The organism is Pseudoalteromonas sp. JC28, assembly GCF_013319255.1.
In the GTDB taxonomy this organism is placed as follows: domain Bacteria; phylum Pseudomonadota; class Gammaproteobacteria; order Enterobacterales; family Alteromonadaceae; genus Pseudoalteromonas.
Genome location: NZ_QOKX01000003.1, coordinates 455,311 through 477,334, shown reverse-complemented (window position 1 = coordinate 477,334; position 22,024 = coordinate 455,311). Strand labels below are relative to the sequence as shown.

General features: G+C 43.7%; 17 protein-coding genes. 12 read left to right on the top strand and 5 right to left on the bottom strand.

Going from position 1 to position 22,024, the window contains the following annotated elements:
• The first annotated feature begins 6 nt into the window (after positions 1–6).
• The 3 genes from DS891_RS09720 (at position 7) to arfB (ending at position 3,049) form a co-directional block, all read left to right on the top strand.
• Entirely contained in the window at positions 7–1,338 is a 1,332-nt protein-coding gene (locus DS891_RS09720) for an ABC transporter permease (RefSeq protein WP_010603939.1), read from the top strand.
• A 10-nt stretch (positions 1,339–1,348) separates the two neighbouring features.
• On the top strand, positions 1,349–2,557 hold the full coding sequence (locus DS891_RS09715; RefSeq protein WP_174169678.1) for an ABC transporter permease: 1,209 nt from the start codon (positions 1,349–1,351) through the stop codon (positions 2,555–2,557).
• Between the two features lie 78 nt (positions 2,558–2,635).
• Positions 2,636–3,049 carry an alternative ribosome rescue aminoacyl-tRNA hydrolase ArfB gene (gene arfB, locus DS891_RS09710; protein WP_174169677.1) on the top strand — a complete coding sequence of 138 codons (414 nt, stop codon included), beginning with the start codon at positions 2,636–2,638 and terminating at the stop codon, positions 3,047–3,049.
• 19 nt (positions 3,050–3,068) lie between these two features.
• Here arfB and DS891_RS09705 read toward each other — a convergent pair whose 3' ends face one another.
• Complete coding sequence (locus tag DS891_RS09705) at positions 3,069–3,428, bottom strand: hypothetical protein (RefSeq protein WP_174169676.1); 360 nt, start codon at positions 3,426–3,428, stop codon at positions 3,069–3,071.
• Positions 3,429–4,139: 711 nt separating this feature from the next.
• On the opposite strand from DS891_RS09705, the gene DS891_RS09700 reads away from it, so the two are divergent.
• From DS891_RS09700 to DS891_RS09660, 9 genes are all read left to right on the top strand, one after another.
• Entirely contained in the window at positions 4,140–7,358 is a 3,219-nt protein-coding gene (locus DS891_RS09700; RefSeq protein WP_174169675.1) for a TonB-dependent receptor, read from the top strand.
• 106 nt (positions 7,359–7,464) lie between these two features.
• The gene (locus tag DS891_RS09695; protein ID WP_174169674.1) at positions 7,465–8,691 is read left to right on the top strand and encodes an amino acid deaminase; all 1,227 of its coding nucleotides are present in this window, start codon (positions 7,465–7,467) and stop codon (positions 8,689–8,691) included.
• A gap of 13 nt (positions 8,692–8,704) precedes the next feature.
• Complete coding sequence (locus tag DS891_RS09690; RefSeq protein WP_010603924.1) at positions 8,705–9,577, top strand: MurR/RpiR family transcriptional regulator; 873 nt, start codon at positions 8,705–8,707, stop codon at positions 9,575–9,577.
• Entirely contained in the window at positions 9,577–11,043 is a 1,467-nt protein-coding gene (locus DS891_RS09685; protein ID WP_010603923.1) for an amidohydrolase family protein, read from the top strand. The genes DS891_RS09690 and DS891_RS09685 overlap by 1 nt, the downstream gene beginning before the upstream one ends.
• A 29-nt stretch (positions 11,044–11,072) precedes the next feature.
• The gene (locus tag DS891_RS09680; protein ID WP_010603922.1) at positions 11,073–11,459 is read left to right on the top strand and encodes a RidA family protein; all 387 of its coding nucleotides are present in this window, start codon (positions 11,073–11,075) and stop codon (positions 11,457–11,459) included.
• Between the two features lie 37 nt (positions 11,460–11,496).
• Entirely contained in the window at positions 11,497–12,927 is a 1,431-nt protein-coding gene (locus DS891_RS09675) for a sodium:solute symporter family protein (RefSeq protein ID WP_174169673.1), read from the top strand.
• Positions 12,924–13,877: a sugar kinase gene (locus DS891_RS09670; RefSeq protein WP_174169672.1), complete on the top strand. Its 954-nt coding sequence runs from the start codon at positions 12,924–12,926 to the stop codon at positions 13,875–13,877. Before DS891_RS09675 ends, DS891_RS09670 begins: the two co-directional genes overlap by 4 nt.
• Positions 13,878–13,881: 4 nt before the next feature.
• On the top strand, positions 13,882–16,251 hold the full coding sequence (locus DS891_RS09665) for a family 20 glycosylhydrolase (protein WP_254605787.1): 2,370 nt from the start codon (positions 13,882–13,884) through the stop codon (positions 16,249–16,251).
• A gap of 7 nt (positions 16,252–16,258) precedes the next feature.
• The gene (locus DS891_RS09660) at positions 16,259–17,158 is read left to right on the top strand and encodes an SMP-30/gluconolactonase/LRE family protein (RefSeq protein WP_174169671.1); all 900 of its coding nucleotides are present in this window, start codon (positions 16,259–16,261) and stop codon (positions 17,156–17,158) included.
• A gap of 294 nt (positions 17,159–17,452) precedes the next feature.
• Here DS891_RS09660 and DS891_RS09655 read toward each other — a convergent pair whose 3' ends face one another.
• The 4 genes from DS891_RS09655 to DS891_RS09640 all read right to left on the bottom strand — a co-directional run bounded on the left by DS891_RS09655 (position 17,453) and on the right by DS891_RS09640 (position 20,563).
• Positions 17,453–17,878: a hypothetical protein gene (locus DS891_RS09655; RefSeq protein WP_174169670.1), complete on the bottom strand. Its 426-nt coding sequence runs from the start codon at positions 17,876–17,878 to the stop codon at positions 17,453–17,455.
• 251 nt (positions 17,879–18,129) lie between these two features.
• A complete protein-coding gene (locus tag DS891_RS09650; RefSeq protein ID WP_174169669.1) occupies positions 18,130–18,522 on the bottom strand; it encodes a hypothetical protein in 393 nt (130 codons plus the stop codon).
• 147 nt (positions 18,523–18,669) lie between these two features.
• Positions 18,670–19,302 (bottom strand): hypothetical protein, encoded by a 633-nt coding sequence (locus tag DS891_RS09645; protein WP_174169668.1) that lies wholly within the window; start codon positions 19,300–19,302, stop codon positions 18,670–18,672.
• 301 nt (positions 19,303–19,603) lie between these two features.
• On the bottom strand, positions 19,604–20,563 hold the full coding sequence (locus DS891_RS09640) for a DUF3137 domain-containing protein (RefSeq protein WP_174169667.1): 960 nt from the start codon (positions 20,561–20,563) through the stop codon (positions 19,604–19,606).
• Positions 20,564–22,024: the final 1,461 nt, after the last annotated feature.

Below are 22,024 nucleotides of genomic sequence, written 5' to 3'. Positions count from 1 at the left end.
TAAGTTATGTTTGGCTACTATCTTAAATTGGCACTTATTTCATTGCGAAAAACGCCGTTTTTATCATTTTTAATGGTGGTCACAATTGCCGTTGGAATAGGTGCTGCAATGACGACTTATACGGTTAGTTATTTATTGGCAAAAGACCCTATTCCTTCTAAAAGCGACAAACTGTTTAATGTTCGCCTAAATAGTTATGGACCTGATAAACCTTTCAATATTTCTCAAGGAAAGGAAGTCCCACCTTTTATTCTTAGCTACCAAGATGCGATAAATTTGCAAAATGCTAAACGTGGTGTGAGGCAAACACCTCTTGCTAGTTTCAAGATGATGTCTCGAGCGACCGAGCAGCCTATTACTGATGCAAAGATGACGTTAATAAGAAGTGCTTATCGTGACATGTTCGGTATGTTTGAGGTGCCATTTAAATTTGGAGGTGCATGGGATGAGACTGCTGACAAAGACGGTCTGCAAGTTGCTGTAATAAGCAATGAATTAAATAACAAGTTATTTAATGGAGAAAACTCAATAGGTAAGTCGTTGCTGATAGGTGATTTGCAATACCGCGTCGTTGGAGTGACTGACGATTGGTATCCAGTTCCCAAATTTTTTGACAACAGGACCCGTGCCTTTAATAAACCAAGGGACATTATTATTCCATTTCAGGCACAGATAAATAATCAACATTGGACTAGCTCTGATGTTTCTTACCAGTGTTGGAAAGAACCCGCTGATGACTCTTTTTCGGCTATTTTGGCATCTGAATGTGTTTGGGTCTCATATTGGGTAGAGTTAAGCTCAGCCGCAGCGAGAAATCAATATATGGACTTTTTGGTTAACTATTCGATGGAACAAAGAGAATATGGCCGGTTTTTACGAGAACCTCTACATCAACTATTCAATGTTAAAGAGCAGCTTATTGAAAGAAAAATCATTAAGGATGATGGCAATGTGGCGGTTTGGTTGGCATTTGCATTTCTGATTGTTTGTTTACTGAACTGTATGGCTATGATGGTTGCCAAGTTCCATGCTAGGTCTGGCGAGGTTGGGCTTCGCAGGGCTGTTGGTGCTTCAAAGCAACATATTATCGCTCAATTTACTGTTGAAACCTTCATTATTGGCTTAGTGGGAGGGGTGTTAGGCTTGATATTGGCTCAGATTGGGTTGAGTATAACTGCGCAGTTGTATAGTCACTTATATGCTGAAATGTTGGAAATGACACTAAGTATTGTTGTTATGACGATTGTACTTGCGGTAATAAGTGCGGTTACTTTTGGCTTGCTACCGACGCTACGTGCGGCAAAAGTTCAGCCATCAAGTCAGCTGAAATGCCTGTAGGAGTCTTCCAATGAGAGATTTATTGCCAATTTTAAAAACTTTAAGCAAAAATAAAGCATCGCCATTGTTGCTCGTCCTGCAGATTGGGCTGACATTTACCATTCTAGTAAACACCATATATATGATGGTAATTAAAGAGCAAGAACTGACAAAGCCTACTGGGCTTACGGAGCAGCAGTTGTTTAGTTTTAGCACTAATCTTGAAGGTACTGATGAAGAAAAAAATGCGGCGCTTGATACTGATCTTGCAGACATTCGTGCGTTAGCCAGTGTTGAGAGTGCAAGTACGATTACTAGTATGCCGCTTACTAATTGGGGTCGCTCACTAGATGTTGGTTTCACCCCTGAGGAAGATGAAAGGATAACTCACGCAGGCTACTATGGTTCGGATGACACCATCGTTGATACACTCGGATTGCGTGTCGTAGCAGGAAGAAATTTTAAATATAATGACGTGATACACAAATACTTTGATGGTCACTCTGAGTCCGCAAGTGTTTTAGTCTCGCAAGCTTTAGCGCATAAAATTCGCCCGAATGATTGGCGTAGCGTGGTTGGAGAAACTATTTATGTTGAATCTGTACCGCAAAAGGTTGTGGGTATCGTTGAAACAATGAAGTCTCCTTGGCGGTTCTGGTATGCGTACGATATGACTGTGATTGGATCTATTAGAGAGCATTATGAAGAAACAATTATTGTTGTTAGAGCGAAACCAGACCAGCGAGAAACAGCAATGGCTGAAGTTCAAGCATTATTACTTAAAAAGCCTGGTCGCCAGGTTGATGCGTTTAAGTCCTTTGAACAAATAAAGACAGAGAACTTGCAGGCCGATTATGCAGTGAGCCAAACATTAAAGGCGGTAATTGCCGCGTTGGCATGCGTTACTATATTAGGAATATTTGGTCAGGCAAGATACACCGTTCATAAACGTCGCAAGCAAATCGGTACTCGACGCGCGCTCGGGGCGACTCAGGCCGATATTCTACGCTACTTTATGATTGAAAATGCGGTGGTGTCTTTATTTGGTATTACTCTGGGTATAATCATCGCAATCACTGCGAATATTTACTTGGTTAATTACTTTGGGCTCACCAGTGTACCCGGTGATTATTTGATTGTTGGTGCGATTATTATGCTCGTTGCTGGTCAGTTAGCTGTTACTTACCCCGCAATGGTTGCTGCAAAAGTACCACCTGCTATTGCAACTCGTACAGCATAATCAGTTTCAGTGCTCGTTGCTGCTATTTCAAGCCTTCAGTTACTTTGCTAAAATGGCAAACGGAGGCTTGAAAAGACTATGCTTAAAATCTCAAATAACGTCACGCTTGCAGAGTGGGAAATCGATATTTCCGCTATTCGCGCACAAGGTGCGGGTGGACAAAACGTCAATAAAGTCTCCAGTGCCATTCATCTTAGGTTTGACATCAACCGCTCAACATTGCCTGATTTTTACAAATCGCGGCTACTTGCACTTAAAGACTCAAGAGTTACCAAAGAAGGTGTTATTGTGCTTAAAGCACAGAGCTTTCGCACCCAAGAGCAAAACAAAGAAGATGCCTTGGAGCGGCTAAAAACACTGATCCTCGCGGCCACCAAAGTTGAAAAAACACGCAGAGCCACCAAGCCAACAAAAAGCTCGCAAAAGAAACGCCTGAATCAAAAGACCAAACGGGGCCAAACCAAATCATTGAGGGGGTCGGTCAATTGGTAAGGGTTTAATTGAACTTAGCCTAATTGTTGAGGATGGTTTCGTTTTTCTTGTATCTAATAAAAGCAAGGTTTGCCATCAAAATTAAAAACCCAATACTTAAATAACCCAAAAACAATATGAAAGTAAATGAGGTGATTTTTAAATCAACACTGGATGCTATTAGTAGAAGTATATTGGAAAGAATACTCGACACAAAGATGGTTACAGCTACTGTATTAGCATGTTTTAATCGCTCAGAAGAGGCTGACAGTGATATTAGCGCTACTATAAACCAATGATAATTTGAAAAGGCTTCCTCTTTCACAACAATGGTGTAAATCATTGTTACGATGAAACCAAGCATCGGTAACAAAGCTACAGAATTTAAAAATTTACTCATAATGTCCTCTTGAGTGTATACCGCTAAGCAGATTGCTCTTCCCCAAAAGTAACACCGTTTGGCGTTTTTACTGGGATCCTAAATCTAAGAATAATACTACAATTATTGGTGCTAATTTGGCAAAACATGTTTTGCCGACAGATCATCTCAATAAATAACCTGAGCTTCGGATAATTAATGCCTTCCTAGTAGCCAGTTTTAGCGCTAACTGCGTAAATTCGCCTTGCCTACAGGAAGTAGGTACCTTAGCGAGAGCAGGACGCAGAAGCGGTGTTATCTCTAAAACTCTCTGGCTAGACAAAGAGGTAAATTAAGTTGTGCGTTAACAGCAATGAGTTAACTCATTCCTTTTCCAAACCTCAGGTGAAATAGATTCATAGTTATTTGTCTCGAAGGGGGTGCTGATTTACTTTGAAGTCGCTCTGAGTGGTCCCCAAGCTCGTTACTTTCCTCCGAAGAAAAATCTATTTTATTGCTTTTTATTTCAATGCAATAGCATATTTCGTCAATGTTTTCATAAAAAGTGTTTGCTTTTTAGTCTGTAATGTTAAAAAGTAACAGTGTAATCTTTAGTTTTTGTTAGTAAGTAACATGTGATGTGTTAGGGGCGTTTAGAGCACGTCACTGTGTGGTAGGTTTTTGGGCTGTGGTGCTAGAGATGGCATTGCTGGCTTTTTCACTGGTTTTTAAAAAGAAGAAAGGAACAAAAAAATGTCAAAACTAGTCACCGGTATTGGTAAACATAACCCTAAACGAAGCAAACTGAGCCTTGTGGTTTCATCTGTACTTCTTGGGTTTTCTCCACTTTGGGTTGCCGCCGAAACTGTGGGTCAAAATGACAGCGATGTCAAATCTGCGACTGAGAACGAAGCGGTTGAAGTCATTGAAGTTCGTGGGATCCGAGGCAGTATCAATAGTGCCCAAAACATCAAGCGCTTCGCTGATACGGTCAAAGACGTGATCACGGCGTCAGATATCGGGGCATTACCAGACAAATCGGTGACTGAAGCGCTGCAGCGTGTGCCGGGTGTTACGATTGAGCGATTTGCATCGTCCGATGACCCTAAACATTATGCTGATGAAGGTACAGGCGTGTTGGTTCGTGGCCTGGACAGGGTTCGCTCTGAGGTGAATGGCAGAGACGCTTTTAGTGCAAATCCGTCAGGCGGTCTGAGCTATGAAGACTTTCCTGCTGAATTGCTAGGTGCGGTGGAAGTGGTTAAAAACCAAACTGCGGATCTTATTTCAGGCGGTATATCCGGCACGGTAAACCTCATCACCCGCAAACCATTTGACTCTGACGACCGGCTTATCTCGTTCAATGCAAAGGCCAACTATGGCGACTTTAGAGAAGAAGTGACGCCTTCGTTTTCAGCGTTGTTTTCCGACAGTTGGGAAACCAGTGCAGGTAAGTTCGGATTTTTAATTGCGGCTTCCTCATCAGAATATCAGACTCGAGGAGATGGTGTTGGCCTTGGCAATTTCCACTCTCGAGGCGATTCCTTTATTCCTACCTTGGATCAATGGGGTGGCATAACAGGTGTTGATCCATCATCGCCTGTGGATGGCCCCGCTTTACCAGGGCAACCAGCTGGCAGTGTATGGCATGTGCCTGTCGCTATCCATATGAGCACGGCAACTAATGACCGTGAACGTACCGGCTTAACCTCTTCACTGCAGTGGGCAAATGCCGATGAGACCATAGTTGCGACATTAGAGCACATTCGCTCAGAAGCGTCTCTTGAGTGGAACGAGCGGCAAATAGGACAAGCTGCTCAAGGCTTTAAAGGTTTTATGGGGTCTTCACAAAATTGGACTGAAAGTACGGAAAGTGGCCATCCTCTCACTACAGATGATGGCTTTGTGACTTCCGGTATTGCACTTGGCGTGAGCCCAGAAACGCCATTCTTTTATCGTAGCCGCTGGAATTACAACGAAAATACCGTGAAGGACACTTCATTTAAGCTAACGTTAAAACCAATAGATAGGTTGACTGTCGATTTTGATTACCAGCGGATCGACTCCGACAAAGAGGTGCAAAACTACAGTATGTCGGGTCAAACACGGGGAAACCATGTCCACGTTGTCTCGCCTTATTTCCTCGATATGCGTGGCTCAAGGCCGACAGTAGAGTTTCTCAGTGACAATATTCTAACGGCAGGTTGGTCACCCAATGAAGATTGGAATGGACCTGTGCCTAACCTGTTTTTGGGCAGCGGTATGGAACAGGTTGAGCGCAATAGCGCAGAATCAGACAGCGTTAAACTGGATTTTAAGTATGAGCTAGACGGTCATTTCACGAGTGTCAGTTCCGGTTTTTATATGTCAGATAAAGACCTAACGGTGCGAGATACCGCTTACGAGGGCTGGTCTGCAATTGGCACCCCTTGGATCCAAGATGACCGAAATGCCGCCGCCGCGGTAAATCGTCCAGAATTATTTGAGCGCGTTGATTTTTCAGATTATTACAATGGTCAGGTATTACAGGGGCCAGTCAATAACTTCTTGTTCCCAAGTATGGATCTGGTGAAAAACTACGCCGACTCTTTGCGCCAAGGTTGTCGTGATGGTTGGCACAATGCCACCAACAGTGCGGCAAACAACGGTACATGCTCTGGCACTTATGTACCTTATGCAGACAAACCCAATCGCGTTGAAGGCCCATTCGCCGCACACAATATAAGTTCGACCAACGAGAAGCGTACTGAATTTTACATTCGCGGTGATTTTGACTTCGAGTTTCAAGACATTCCAGTGGTGGGTAACGTTGGCCTGCGCTATGTAAACTATCAACTAGAGTCTACGGGCGCTTTGGTGCAACCCGCCCTCATCAAACGTGGTGAAGAGGGGACATCACTTAATAATGTGATGCAGCAGGCAGAATATAAGCGATATTACGACATTGCAGGGGGAGAGTCCGAACTCAGTACCGTTGATGGCACAGATTATAGCACTTTGCTTCCGAGCTTAAATTTGAGTTTTGGTGCATCAGAAGACGTAGTGGTGCGATTTGGTGCATCAAAAGCGTTGTATTACCCAAGTTTAGTTGATGCCAGAAATATCAGTATTCTTAACTTGGATTACACTCGCGTGCTACAAACTCCCGGCGCTGATTACGACGAGGCAACTAACCCCGTTGTTGGGCTAGACGATATCAGTCTAACGGCGCTTTCTGGGAATCCATATTTAGAGCCTGAAGAAGCAATTAATACTGATTTAACTACCGAATGGTATTTCGCGTCCGCAGGTTATGTGACGGTAGGACTATTTCACAAAAAGCTAGATAATATAATCCGTAGCCGCGCCTTTGATCTTGATGTTTCTTATGGCGGCGAAGATTATGATGTCTCTGCTTATGGCCCTGCTAACACTGGCTCTGGCACCATTCGTGGGATGGAGTTTTCCTACTCACAATTCTACGACATGTTACCGGGTGCATGGAGCGGTTTAGGTTTGCAACTTAACTTTACCTATATCGATCAAGATGGACTTGAAGACCCAAATGAAGTCTCTAAAGGCACGCTTGGTTTCGATGAAAATGGAAACCCGCTAACCGATAATCGGAATACCTTCCGAGTGTTTGGAGGTTTGCCGCTACAAGGTTACTCTGACCAAAACTTTAATATCATTGGTATGTATGAGTACGAGGATATTTCTTTTCGCCTTGCATACACTTGGCGCTCTGAGTATTTGCTCACACTTAGGGAATCTGAAGAGTACGTCCCTGCCTATGCAGAGGCGTCAGGTATGATGGATGCAAGCTTGTATTACACCATCAACGACCATTGGAAAGTGGGTTTTGAAGCCAGCAATTTATTGGATACGGAAACCAAAACCAAGTATCAGATGGACCAAGCTGGGACAAAAACGCAGGCACTTAACTTTACCACGGATAGACGTTTTGCATTGAGCGTCCGTGCGACTTTCTAACGTCAGCAAAGGCCAAGTGCAGCTTGGCCTGATACCAATCGCAGTAAGTCAATGCGCTATTTTGACGTGGAGAATTAATGTTTAAACTCAAGGATTTGAATAAACGATGACAATATTAGCGAAAGGCACTGGCGACCCACTGCAACTAGAAGAGAGCGGCTGGGATATTCTCGCAGAGCAGGTCAGTTTGCCAGTTGCAGTGATAAAGCAAGACGCCATCAACCACAACGCGAATTGGATGGCGAATTTTGCAAAGGAAAGCCAAGTATTATTGGCACCCCACGGCAAGACGACGATGTCTCCAGCGCTATTTACACTACAGCTTGAACATGGCGCATGGGCCATCACGGTAGCGACCGTACCACAAGTTTCCGTAGCCATAGTTGCGGGCGCAAAACGAGTGATCTTAGCGAATCAACTTGTTGGCGAATATCATATGAAGCAAGTTGCTAGCATGCTTACTGATACTGACGTTGAGCTCTATTGTTTTGTTGACTCTATTGCAAATGCCCATGCCTTAGGCACATTTTTTACTCAGCATTCGCTGTGTATTTCCATTTTACTCGAGGTGGGAGTTGAAGGTGGTCGCGCTGGTTGGCGCAATCTTGCAACGATAGTGCAGCTAGTCAATGTATGCCAACAGTATGCTAGTTTAGAGGTAGCTGGCATTGGGTTTTATGAAGGCGTGATCCACGGCCATAACGCCGAGCAAAGGATTGCCGCATTCGTTGACTCAGTAATAAAAACGGCGGCAGATTTACGACAAAAAAACGTGTTTTCAAAGGCGTTACCTATTATCACGGGGGCGGGGTCTGCTTGGTACGATGTTGTGACAAAGACGCTAAACAAAAGTGAACAGGCTCAGCAATTTCGTTTTGTGATCCGTCCCGGTTGCTATCTTATTCACGATACCGGGATCTATCAGGATGCGCAGCAAGCCGTGTTATCACGGAGCAATCTCGCTTGCGGTTTGGGGGAAAGTTTGGTGTCGAGCTTAAGTATATGGGCTTACGTGCTTTCGACTCCAGAGCCGGGCGTCGCGATAGTTGGTATGGGTAAAAGGGATGTCGCATTTGATGCTGGCATGCCCACACCAGAGCTGATTTACTCTCCGCCGTCAAAGCAGCTGTGCTCATTAGGCGGCGCGGTAAAGGTCGAAACAATCATGGATCAACACGCTATGGTAAGTATTGCATCTGGGTGCGAGGTACAGATTGGCGATATGATCTGCTTTTCGACTTCTCATCCTTGTTTGACCTTTGATAAGTGGCGACAAATTGGTGTTGTCGAGCGAGATTGGGTGATCACCCAAACCATTTCTACCTATTTTTAATTGAGGCGAAGCTGTGGACATTATTAGCAAAATTAAGGAAGGTTTGGGGCACTTTAGCCCTGCGGAAGAAAAAGTCGCTCGGCTTATTTTGGCTGAGCTTAACTTTGCCGCAAGCGCATCCATTAGTGAGTTAGCTGAAAAAGCACAGGTCAGTCATGCCAGCATCACACGGTTAGCGCGTAGCTTAGGCTGTACCAATGTACGTGACCTTAAGTTTCAGCTGACACAATCAGCCGCAATTGGTGAGCGTTTTACAAATCCTGAGCCAATTGAAAAAGAAAAGATTTCTCATGTTTATACCTCTATTCAGGAGATCCTTACGCTCAATGCGGGACTCATCGATGAAGCGGTTGTGGAGCAGGCGAGTGAAGTGATTTGCGCCACACGTCATTGCTTAATTTTTGGGGTTGGTGGTGGTAGCAGCCTGATGGCACAAGAATGTCAAAATCGCTTATTTCGCTTGGACGTACTTAGTAATGCTCACTCCGATCCTATGATGATGCGCATGGTTGCCGCAACGGTGAACAAAGGGGATGTGGTGATTTGCCTCTCGCTTAGTGGTGTTTCTCCTGATGTGAAAGCGGCGGCGCTTATCGCCAAAGAGTATGGTGCTGAGGTTATTGCTATTTGCCCAGTGAGCGACTTGGCGGACATTGCCGATCACCACTTAGCCATCAAAACTCAAGAAAGTGATTACATCTTTAAGCCCAGCGCTGCACGCTATGCCATGATGGCGGCAGTGGATATCTTGTCGAGCGAAGTTGCTATCCGCAATCAAAAGCGCTCAAGAGAAAAGCTTCGACGGCTTAAAACCCAGTTAGATCAGCATCGAGATAAAAACAGCAATATGCCACCTGCCGATAAACGCTTTCCGCTGGGGGATTAATGCTGAGCTCATCTCCTTATGTTGATACCCTCATTCAAGGCGCGACGGTGTATTTTGAACCAGGCTCTGAAGCACAAGTGGTGGATGTCGCGATTAGCAAAGACAAAATTGTTGCGCTTGGCAACTGTAGCCATTTGCAAGCACAGCAATGCATCGATGCCACGGGCTTAGTGCTCGCGCCTGGTTTTATTGACGTACATACCCATGATGACCTTGAAGTGCTGCGAGGCCCACATATGCTGAGCAAAGTGAGCCAAGGTGTCACCACCGTCATTGCCGGTAATTGTGGCATTAGCGCAGTGCCTTATTGTGCAGATCAAGCGCCGCTTGACCCCATTAACTTACTCGGGGAGCAGCCAGAATTCGCCTATCGTGAACTACAGGATTATCAACACGCCTTTAATAAGGCTGCACCGAGTGTCAATTTAGCCATGTTAGTTGGTCATACAACGCTCAGAGCGCAGGTCATGACGGATTTATCTCAAGCCGCCAATGCGCAAGAACTTGAACAGATGAAGACCTTGCTGCATCAAGCGATGGCGCAGGGGGCGATAGGATTTAGTACAGGCCTTGCTTATTACAATGCTAAGGGGGCAAGTCAAGCCGAAGTGAATGCGTTGGCCGAGGTTGTTACACCATTTGATGGTATCTATACCACGCATTTACGCACGGAATTTCAAGGAGTCATCCGAGCCATGGACGAAGCCTTTGCAACGGCAGAGCATGCCAAATTGCCGCTGGTTATTTCACATATAAAATGCGCTGGTAGAGAGAATTGGGGCAGAGCGCCTGAGGTATTAGCGCATTTTGAACAGCATAGGCAAACACACCTAGTGAGCTGCGATTGCTATCCTTACGCCGCGAGTTCAAGCACCTTAGATCTTAATCAAGTGACGGAGGAGACGGACATTTTTATTACTTGGTCGGAGTCTCATCCAGAACTTGCACAGCAAAGCTTGGCAAACATTGCCACGCAATGGCAAGTGTCTCAGCGTGATGCTGCAAAGCGCTTGCAGCCAGCGGGCGCTGTGTATCACTGTATGCTGGAAGATGATGTGCAGCGGTTTGTAAGTTATGAACACAGCATGGTGGGGTCTGATGGTTTGCCGTGCGATCCGCATCCGCATCCGAGACTGTGGGGGACATTTCCGCGGGTGCTTGGACATTACTGTAGAGAACAACAATCGCTGCCGTTGGCATTGGCTATCCACAAAATGACAGCGCTGCCAGCGGCGCGCTTTAAGCTGCGGCAACGTGGCAATATTCAAATTGGTTATTTCGCCGATCTGGTGTTATTCGACCCCAACCGGGTGTTAGACCAAGCAAGTTACAGTAATCCAAAACAACTTGCCTCAGGCATTGTGAAGGTTTGGGTGAATGGCAAGCTCAGCTATGTTGAGGGCGCGAATGCAGACACCATTGTCGATTTCGGCCGAGCAGGACGATTTTTAACGCGTCAAAACTAATAAAAATCAAAAATCATCAAGAGGTTAACATGACAATAAGAAGAATAGGTGCTGAGGGCGGCACGGGCACTGGTGGACAACACTTACCCTTTGCGCGAGCAGTTGAAGCTGGCGGTTGGTTAAAGGTCTCTGGGCAAACGCCAATGCGAGATGGTGAAGTGGTTGAGGGTGGCATTGTTGAGCAGTCGCGTCTGGCCATAGAAAACTGCATCGCGATTATGACCGAAGCAGGTTATGGCCTTGAGCATGTTACGCATGTCTCTGTGGTATTAACTGACGCAAGATATTTTCAGTCCTTTAATAAGGTTTTTGCAGAGTATTTTTCAGCGCATCCTCCTGCGCGAATTTGCATGGTTGCCGACTTAGTCGTGGACTGTAAAGTAGAGGTTGATGTCACCTGTTACAAAGGCGAATAGACGTTATACGAACAACAATGTTCACAGGAGGAGAAGCATGACGGATAGTCAGCAAGTGTATTTGCTTATTTTTCTGTTGTATTTGTCTGCCATGATAACGGTGAGTTGGCTGGCATCTCGGTGGCAACGGTCAAATTGTGACTATTTATTAGCTGGGCGAAAAGTACCGTTGATGCTGACACTAGGCACCACCGTTGCCACTATGGTTGGCACTGGCTCGTCGATGGGAGCGGTAGGCTTTGCCTATCAACACGGTTGGGCGGGCACGCTTTATGGCATTGGCGGCGCGCTAGGTATTTTATTGCTAGCTTGGTTGTTTGCACCGGTTAGGGCTGAGCGCTTTGCGACAATGAGCGAAGAGTTAGCAAGCTATGTAGGCAATCATCAAGTCGTTAAAAAACTCTTAGCGATATTGATTTACGCGGCAAGTGTCGGCTGGCTTGGCGCACATTTGATTGGCGGGGGCATGTATTTAGCTTGGCTCACTGGACTAGATGAGACCAGCGCTAAACTGATTATTGGACTGGGACTTGCGGTATATGTGACCTTAGGCGGATATTCGGCGGTAGTCTGGACGGATGCTATTCAGGCCGTTATTTTGTTTTCGGGCTTTTTGTTGTTGACCTACTTTGTAGTCGAGGTGGTCGGTGGTTGGCAAACGCTAACCAGCGCTTCGGTTGCAGCGGGAGCTGGGCTCTTTTCATATCAAAATATTGGTTTGTTGCCTGCTATTTCAATGGCGCTGGCGGTGCTGGTGGGCGTATTGGCAACACCATCGTTTAGGCAGCGGATCTACTCCGCCAAAAGCATAAGCAGTATTCGTACGTCGTTTATTATCTCGGGATTACTTTATTTAGGGTTTTCATGTATTCCTGCTGTGATTGGTATTGGTGCTTATGCAGTTAACTCGAGTTTAGACAACCCTTCATTTGCTTTTCCCTATTTGGCGTTAACGGCGATGCCGGTGTTGATTGGCGGCTTTATTTTATTGGCGGGTATTTCCGCAACGCTTTCTAGTGCCAGCTCCGACGCTATTGCTGGAGTCAGTGTGTTGGTTGCTGATATTTATCTGACTTGGTGTAAGGGAAATATTGCGCCACACAATCCGCTTTTGGTCTCTCGTATTGCCATGTTGACTACCGTATCGCTGGCATTATTTATGGCGGTGCTGTCGAGCGACATTATCAGCTATATCACCAAAATGATTTCCGTTGTATTAGCGGGGCTTTGTGTGATGGGGTTATTGGGGCGCTTTTGGCAAGGTTATACTTGGCAAGGCAGTTTAGTCACCTTGATGGCAGGTTCAGTGGCTGCTCTGCTCGTTGGTATGAACGACGATTGGCTGGCTTATTTTGGTAACCCGATTATTCCTGCGCTGATCAGTGCTTTGGTGTTTGGTGTATTGACGAGTGTGGTGACAAAACCCAGTGTTACCGCATCGTCCGAAAAAACGGAAGTGACATCATGAAAGGCGCAATAAAACAGTTGCTGTGCTTTGGTGAATGCATGGTGGAGCATAGAGCAGATGGCACTAGCTCGTTTGGCGGTGATACTTTTAACACGGCTTGGTACATGGCTCAGTTACTCAAGCAAAGCAACGATAACCACATCGCAGTCAGTTTTGCCAGCGCCATCGGTACGGATAAGGCCAGCACAAACTTGCTTGATATGTTATCAAACACCAACATCAGACAAGACTATATTTCGCTTGAACCACATAGCGCGCTTGGCGAGTACTGGATTACGCTCGATGAGAAAGGAGAGCGACGCTTTACCTTTGCCCGTGAGCACAGCCCTGTAAGGCATTATTTTAAGCGTGATGAGACGTTAACTCAGGCACTTCACAACAAGCTTATTGATGCGATTTATCTCTCTGGAATAAGCCTTGCTATCTTATGTGAGTCGCAGAGAAAGCACTTATTTGAGGCGTTAGCTGCGTTTAAAAACAGAGGTGGGCTCATATTTTTTGATAACAACTATCGCCAAACCCTTTGGCGTATCGATAACCCAAAATTGAGTTATCAGGCTGTAATGGCGTTGGCGGACATCGCATTTTTAACCGACGAGGACGAATATGCAGTGTATGGCACCGCAAATGTGGACGAAATAATCGCAGAGCATCAAAAGCAAAGCTCACAACTCTTAGTTATTCGCCAAGGCGCTCAGCCATGCGTGCTCGCGCCACCTAATAATTCTTCATCTATTTATATCGCGGCGCAAAACATAGCGCCGCAACTTATCTTAGATACCTGTGGTGCGGGCGATGCGTTTGCGGCAGGGTTTTTAGCGTATTGGCTGAAAGGTTGCGATTTGCAAACGGCTGCTTGCTTTGCACACCAAGTTGCCGCCGAGGTGATCCAGCATCACGGCGCGCTGATATCCACCGACTTTCTGCCAAAGCTTGTTACTCAGGAATAGTGTAATGATGAGAATGTATTTTAGTGTTTTTTTATTCACCGTGTTGTTGCCGATTTTAACTGCAAAAGCAACGCCTCTGTCGCTTATGCCCATGCCGCAACAAGTGAGTATGACCGAAGGCTCGCTGGTATTTGAAAACGAAATCAAGGTTGCGATACACGGCTTTAGTGCGCAGAGGCAGGCATTTCTGCTCGCCAGAATGCAGCAATACATTGAGCGCATTACTGGAAAACCTATTCTTTTACGGGTAGTAAAAGGTGGCAAAGCGGACTTGACCATTCGCGTGGAAAATATCGAAACCGAGTTACAGTTTCCTCAGCTGAATATGCCAGAAGACTACCAGCTTCATATTGAAGAGGATGGAATAGTGCTTAGCGCAACCTCCGTTTTCGGCGCGCAGCATGGTCTTGCTAGCCTATTACAACTAGCTCAGAGCAAGGTCTTGGGTCAGTTAACACTCCCTTACACGGCTATCAGCGATGGTCCCCGTTTCCCTTGGCGTGGGCTACTTATTGATAGTGTTCGCCACTTTATGCCAATTGCGACAATAAAGCGTCAACTCGATGGTATGGCCGCGGCAAAGCTAAACGTTTTGCACTGGCACTTAACTGATGACCAAGGCTGGCGAATGGAAAGTAAGGTGTTTCCTAAGCTGACTCAACTGGCCTCAGACGGATTGTATTATCGTCAATCAGAAGTGAAAGAAGTGATTGAGTATGCAAGCCTTTTAGGGATCCGCGTGGTGCCTGAATTTGGTATGCCGGGGCATGCAAGCGCGATTGCCGTCGCTTACCCAGAGCTGATGACTAAATCGCAACCTTATGAGATGGAGCGCCATTGGGGAGTATTTAAGCCACTGCTAAATATCGCAAGGCCTGATGTGTACGCCTTTATCGACGATTTACTGGCTGAGATGACGAGTCTATTTCCAGACGGCTACCTGCATATTGGGGGTGACGAGGTAGAGCCTGAGCATTGGTTGGAAAGCCCTGAAATACAGGGGCTAATGGAAAAACATGCGTTGAAAGACGGTCATGACCTGCAAAATTACTTTAATACTCGTGTACAAAAGATTATCGCTAAGCACCAACGTGTGATGATGGGGTGGGATGAAATTTTTCATCCGGCGTTGCCTAAAGATACTGTCGTGCAGTCTTGGCGTGGTCATGATTCGCTAAATGCAATTGCAGAAGCAGGTTATCAAGGCATTTTATCAACCGGGTTTTATATTGATCAGCCGCAGTATTCATCATTTCATTACCGTAACGACCCACATCCGGTTTTACCGACAGTGGATCTCACTCAGCCGCGAGTATTAAGCTTAGCCTTTACGGTCCCACGCCTAAAAGGCAGCGCAGTCAAAGGCGAGCTTGTGGTGTTGGGTGGACAAGTGCTTATAAAGCTTAATAACAATCGCCATCAGTTAGTACAAACAGATAGGCCAATTACTAGCAAGACTCAGCAATTTACCGCAGCCATGGATAGTTGGATGGGACCGTTACAGTTTGAGTTTAATACAGCGCAGCAACAAGGCGCGGCAATGATTGGTAATAGCCGTTATCCGCTCACACTTGAGGCGCTTGAAAAACCACAGCCTGTCGAGGTTTCAACACCGTTAAGCCAAGTAAACGACGGGCGTATTTTAGGTGGTGAGGCGACCATTTGGAGCGAAATGGTCACCGAACATAATCTTGATATCAGAATATGGCCGCGACTTTTTGTGATTGCCGAGCGTTTATGGTCTGCTAAAACGCTTACGGATAGCAAGCAGATGTACGCGCGATTGGATCATATAAGCGATTTTGCACATAACGTCATTGGCTTAGGTCATAAAACGCAGCAACAAGCGGGTTTTAGTAGGCTTATCAGCACAACCTTGGATGAGCCAAAGCGCAAGGCTACGCTTGAATTACTCACTCATCTTGCAGAGCTTGTAGAGCCAAGTCACTATTACACGCGTCACCATATTAAGTTCTTAAACGACGAGTATCACCAGTTTGCAGCGCTTGATAAATTTGTCGACTATGTTGCGGTTGAAAGCCGGCAGGTGAGGCTACTTGAGGAGCGAGTCGCAAGCTATATCGCTGGTGATAACACTGCGTTAGCGCACATTGGCGCGATATTGCAACGTTGGCAAGCGGGGCTTGAGGCGTTAACACTGTTACAGCAAAGTCCCAAACTTACAGAAGCACACTCAACGGCGTTAAAGGTGACGCAGTTTATTGAATTGAGTCAGCAAGTGCTTAAGGTTTGTAAAGGGGCTTTACAGGCTCCGCACCTAGATAGCCATCTGCTAGCGCTGCAAAATTTAACGGATGAAGTGGTCATAACTGGAATATATCCAGTTCGAGCGCTTTACCTTCATTGTAAATAGGAAAGTCATGAGAAAAGTCATATTCAGTTTATTTTTGCTACAGAGCAGTGGTTATGTAGCTGCCAACACGGTTGTAGATACACAAGATTGGATAACGGATGGGGTTTTCACGCAAGGTATTGAGGGACCTGCGGTGGATGCTGCTGGCGTGTTATATGCGGTTAACCATCAACAGCAAGGCACTATTGGTAAAGTGACTGCGCAAGGCAGAGCGGAAACCCTGCTGACGTTAAAAAATGGCTCTATTGGTAACGGTATTCGCTTTGATAAGCAAGGAAATATGTATATAGCCGATTACGTCAATCATAACGTGCTCAAAGTCACCAAAGCAGCTCTTGCACAAGGTGGTGATTTGTCACAATCCGTGTCGGTATTTGCTCACGATAATCGCATGGATCAACCTAATGACCTTGCGATCATGGACAACGGAATTCTTTTCGCCAGCGATCCTAATTGGCAAGCCAGTAGCGGTAAACTTTGGCGTATAAATACAAACGGAGCAGTAACCCTATTAGAAACGGATATGGGCACCACCAATGGCATTGAAATTAGCCCTGACAATAAAACACTTTATGTGAATGAAAGCGTGCAGCGTAAAGTATGGCGCTATGAGTTAGACGAACAAGGCAATATTAGTAACAAACAATTATTTATCTCGTTTACCGATTTTGGCTTAGATGGTATGCGCACGGACAACCAAGGCAATCTTTATATCGCCCGTTATGGCGCTGGTGTGGTCGCTGTAGTTTCACCTCAGGGCAAGCTAATTAAAGAAATTAAACTGAAAGGCAAGTACCCGACCAATGTGGCTTTTGGCGGCGAGGAAGGTAAACGCTTATTTATTACCATGCAAAAACGCGGCGCTATCGAGATGGCTGAGGTAGAGTTTGCAGGGAGAAAGAAATAGTTGGGTTACAGGTGCATATATTTTTCTCCTTGTTACAACAATATTGCAAAGAAGCGCCCATCAATATCTTTACATGTACGCAAAAAGCTTTGCTTTATATAGGAAGTTTATAATGAATAGATAAGTGTTTTTGTATATTCCGCTGTTCTATATATTTCATAAAAATTTCCTGTTTAGGCAAGTGTTTAAAATTCATAGTGAGCGTTACAGTATTTTACTCACTATGAATTATAGGTTTTAAAGTCAGGGTGTACTGCGTTATAATCGAACGCCAATGCCATCAATCTAATTAAACTAAGCTGGTTGAACCAAAATACTATAATTCTTCCTCATGGCATCCACAATAAGCTCAATTAACATCACAAATAGTTTTTGTTCGACCCACTCTGGAAGATATGGTATGTCGAATTTGCCATTCATACGTGATCCAAGCACTGATGCCAATTCCTTTGCATCTTCATCAGAGATACCATCCGAAGTATCTTTAACCAAACCATAAAGTTCATTAGGTAGGTTTTGATATAATAAGCGGTCAACCAGCTTTACAATTTTTACGAAGATAGTTTGCTCGGTCCCTTCTTTAATAAAGGGTATATTAATCTTTTCGTTTAATTTTGTAGCCAACACTTCAATTTCTTCATCGGATAGCATTTCTATTTTATTATCCATTTCTGCTTTAACTATTTCGCGTTGTTCAGTGGTTAATGTAATGGTTGTCATGGCTCTCTCCTTTCGTGCTCCATTAGTTATAGAAGGCAGGTATTGGAGCAACGTATCTGCCTTTAGGAAGCTAATCTACTAGTGATAGCAGTACGATGTTGTAAATTAATTGATGAAGCATGGTCTACTAGGCTTTCCTTTGACCTTATTACTTTATTCTGTAGCAACACGAAAGTATTTTTGTACACTCTAGGCCGGAGAATGTTAATTCTGCTCATTTAAATCTCCCAATTCCTGTTTTGTTACTATATCTAAAACATCCTTTGGTGTTTCTGAGATAAAAAATCGAAATATAAACCTGGATCATCAACAATAGTAAAGTATATGATTTTTGTGGTAACTTCAGGGTCAACTGAAGTAGAGGTTAAATCTCTTAAAGCATCAAAAGTAATTTTATTGTATGGTTTCGTTGTGTAAACATTTTTTACTTCCCTTAGGTTTTCTGATTCTAAATTTCCAAATCGACTTAACGTAAAGACTTCGTTATCAGAAAGGTTTACGTCAACGGGTCTAATTCCGTTGTTTTTTATTGATATTATGACTTCAATACCGTACTTATTCATTTGAGCTACGCTTAATTGATAAATATCAATTACAAACTCTAATGCTACTTGTTTTGATTCAACTCGGTGCACTTCTTTCAATGCCTAAAGAACTGCAATCATAGTTACCTAGTTGTGCCATACTTCAGAGTTAATTTTTCTTCGTTCTATCTTGTCCAAAACTTATCCTCCAATAATGAAAGTAGTCTCAAATCGTAACTTTTAACTATTTTCAAGCTGAGATGAAAATCAGTCGATATCATCACTGTCACAAGAGTGAGGCATCTTTCTGTTTTTTAAACTGGTACATAGAGCTTGACACATGGGCTTACTTAATTGATAGGTATCGAGGTTGTGCATACTTACTAGGATAGACTCGGCTAAGTCCCCAGAAATATAACTGAAGTCACATTTATTGCTGGAACGGGTTTGGTCTCTAGGGTGTATCAATCCAAAGGAATGATTTCTTTCGTGAATAAGCGTATTTGCAATTGCGATTGTTTTTCGGTCTAATCGCCACTTATTGAGGGTTGTGGTGTTTGTGTTAGGCGTCGTTTTTGCCGTTGTTGAAGACCACGGGTTCCATTTCCACCAGAATCTAATCTCCTCTTCGCTGTATGGGCCGTCATTTTCAAATTTATATAATAGCCATTCAGTGGGAGTGCTATGAATTGAAATTTCTTCCATATTAGTGGGAGTCCGTTTATCCCACTCTATGGCACTTTTGCTTTCAAGCTCTCTTAGTATCTCTTTGAAAAGGGGGTTGCTTAAAGCAGATTTTTGCATTGCAACCGCATCAGAGACTTTTGAAGGAAAGTTTTTCGTTCCTGTCGTTGTGCACCCTGTTATTATTATCACAAGTGTCATTAAAGCTCGTTTCATCTCTAACCCCAATCGTTAATTAGTAACATTACAATTTAATACTGACCGACATAGCCATCTTTCTGCTGCATTTAGATTCGTTCATTCAGAACATTAAAAATTTGTTAGTGTAAAAAGACGACGAGTATTCATAGACTCTTAAAATCTTAAAACGTAACTGAACCTGTTTATACGGCTTGCATGCAGCCCAAGAAACCCGATGGTATAGATATTAGCCTAGTTACTGGGAAATTAAATTACACTAAATTACACTTGTGGTAAGTGATTGATTTTTTTTGTGGTTACAATAAAAAGCCTGCTGCTAGCGAACCAGACTTTTTGCTAGGTTTTCAATCAGTAAGAATTGTTTGGCTATGTCTTCGGCCCAGCTGGGATCGTATTCTTTTTGTAGCTTTTTAGGGCTAAATAGGTTGGCTCCATAGTCAAGAGAGATCAGTATATCGCTACCTTCTATAAACATTTGGGCTTTTACTTCGGGGATTTTTAACCCTTTTGGTAGGTGACTGGATGAGAAGAACGTTTTGACTTGCGACAATTGCGCCATATATTCTGGCGTGAGTACTTCGCGGCAGGTTTCTTCATCTTTAGCATAGACTTGATACTCTTTTTCAAAGTCTTTTTGTTCAAATTTAACTCGCTGTAATCCTTTTAAAGATTGACGTCGATTTATCAGCATGTTCCAAAGCCCCGCATCTTGTAACACTACGATTGGAGTATCTACAGGTTCAGGCATACTCAGTTTTATAACTGCACCATTAAACAAACGTTTGCTGTCATTGTTCTGGTGATGCGTGCGTATATGCACTTCAGTAAAGTAAAAGGGAATGCCATTTACTTCGCCGTTAAATCCATCTTCAGCCACAGCTCGGCCTCCTTTGGCTAATATACCTGCACTGATAGCTTCCTCGCAGATAAGTAAATTACCGCCGACTGAATATTCTAAGTTAAGTGCTGAAGCAATTGGCGCCATCATATAAGCTCTAGTTAACACACCCTTAGTGAAAGACTTAAGAGAATGTTTTAACAAAAAGTAAATAGGAATTATTGAGATTAAGAGAAAAGGCGCAAGAAATAGTAAGGGGATTGCAATACCAACCGCCCACCATTTATAGCGCTTAAACGACTTCAATTTATTGTCAAGATCGCTATCAAAGCTGGATGTGGTTTTATCTAAATTGTAATAGGCCTCTTTTAACTGCATCTCAACGCCAGCTAGGCGTGGATCAATATGATGCAGAGACCTCTGTTCTAATAATGGCATAACTTTTCCTTGTAAGTCGCAATGGAGATTGAGAAAAAATTGTACCTTGTAATACTTTATAAAGTAAGTGATAAGAGTGGTGAATATAATAAAAGGCGAGTTCAACTTTTTACGTGACGTCTTTCACTAGGGCGTTTTGACCTTTGCTGTTTGATTTTTATTCTTCTGAGTGTGTTTTGGTCACGACACTCGACTTGCAGGGCATAAACCAGTTCGTACGCAAGCTTTGGCCTATTTAACTCAAACCCATGTCGAACATAAATTGAGTATCCGAATACCTGAGTGTTGTTTACTATCGTCTCGTCAATAAAACCTCGGGATTCCCCGTTGCTTTTAATGGCTTGTTCGCGATAGGAAATGGGACGGTATCAAGATGAATGACGCAAATTTTTCTGGATGCTTAATCCCTTTTTATTATTATCAATGGTCAAGTGAGGTTTGATTTGGCACTTCGACACAGGCAGCGAAATCTATGATCACAAAAGTATCTGAAAAAGTCATCATCTCACATTGGCATATGGTTCTAAGGTCGTTATTTTCCTTGCCTATTGTTGTTAAAAACACTCTATGGTCAATCTACACCTTATAGAAGCGTCATGGTAAAGGGCCAAAATTTCATAAGGAAATATTAAAAACCCGCATAACTTTAGGTGCGTCGGGCTTTTAGTTTATTTATATAAATTGGATAAGATTAAAAATGATAACTGACAAATACCGCGGTGTTACTAATACTACTTTTGAAACAAACTAATGGTTGTAGTCAACACTCAAGGCGATAGTGTCGCTCAAATGCCAGTAGGCTATTACTAAAACAATGCACAGCATCCCACCTTGGCTTAGATACACGACTTATTTAACCTCTGGCCTATTGCAACAAATTTAACGCAGTAGAAAGAGATAACAGCTGCTAGAAAACATATTGTTATCCCGAGTTCAGGTTATTTATCAAGGCTGGCAGTCAAATTACCGCTTATTATACAGGTGCACACAGTCTTTTAGTTTGGGTAGTCGTGACTATGGATAACTAACTCATTTATAGCAGCCTGTTTCGGCGCCAACAGCTGAAATTGGTATAACACCTCAGATTTGGTACCTAGACTTTGGCAGGACACGAGAGCGAAACTATCCCTAAAACTCTCTAGTAAAATAAGGAATGCTCTAACTCTTTCCTTATGCAAATCTCTGGTTGAAAATTGTATTTTTTGGAATTTCTTATTGAGAATGATTTTTATTAGTGTTAACTTCTTAGGGAACATAACTCAGAATTTGTTTTTATCGTTTTTCATTTGTTAATATTTTGTTGTTCTGATGCGGTTAATAATGGGTGATGTAATAGATAGCTATATACGACTGAATAACTAAAAGTGAAATTCATTCTTATCTGACTTGTTGATATGGTGAAACATCCGGCTGTTCTCGGTAACTTACATGTTTCTCTAAAGGAAGTATTAGCTACAGATG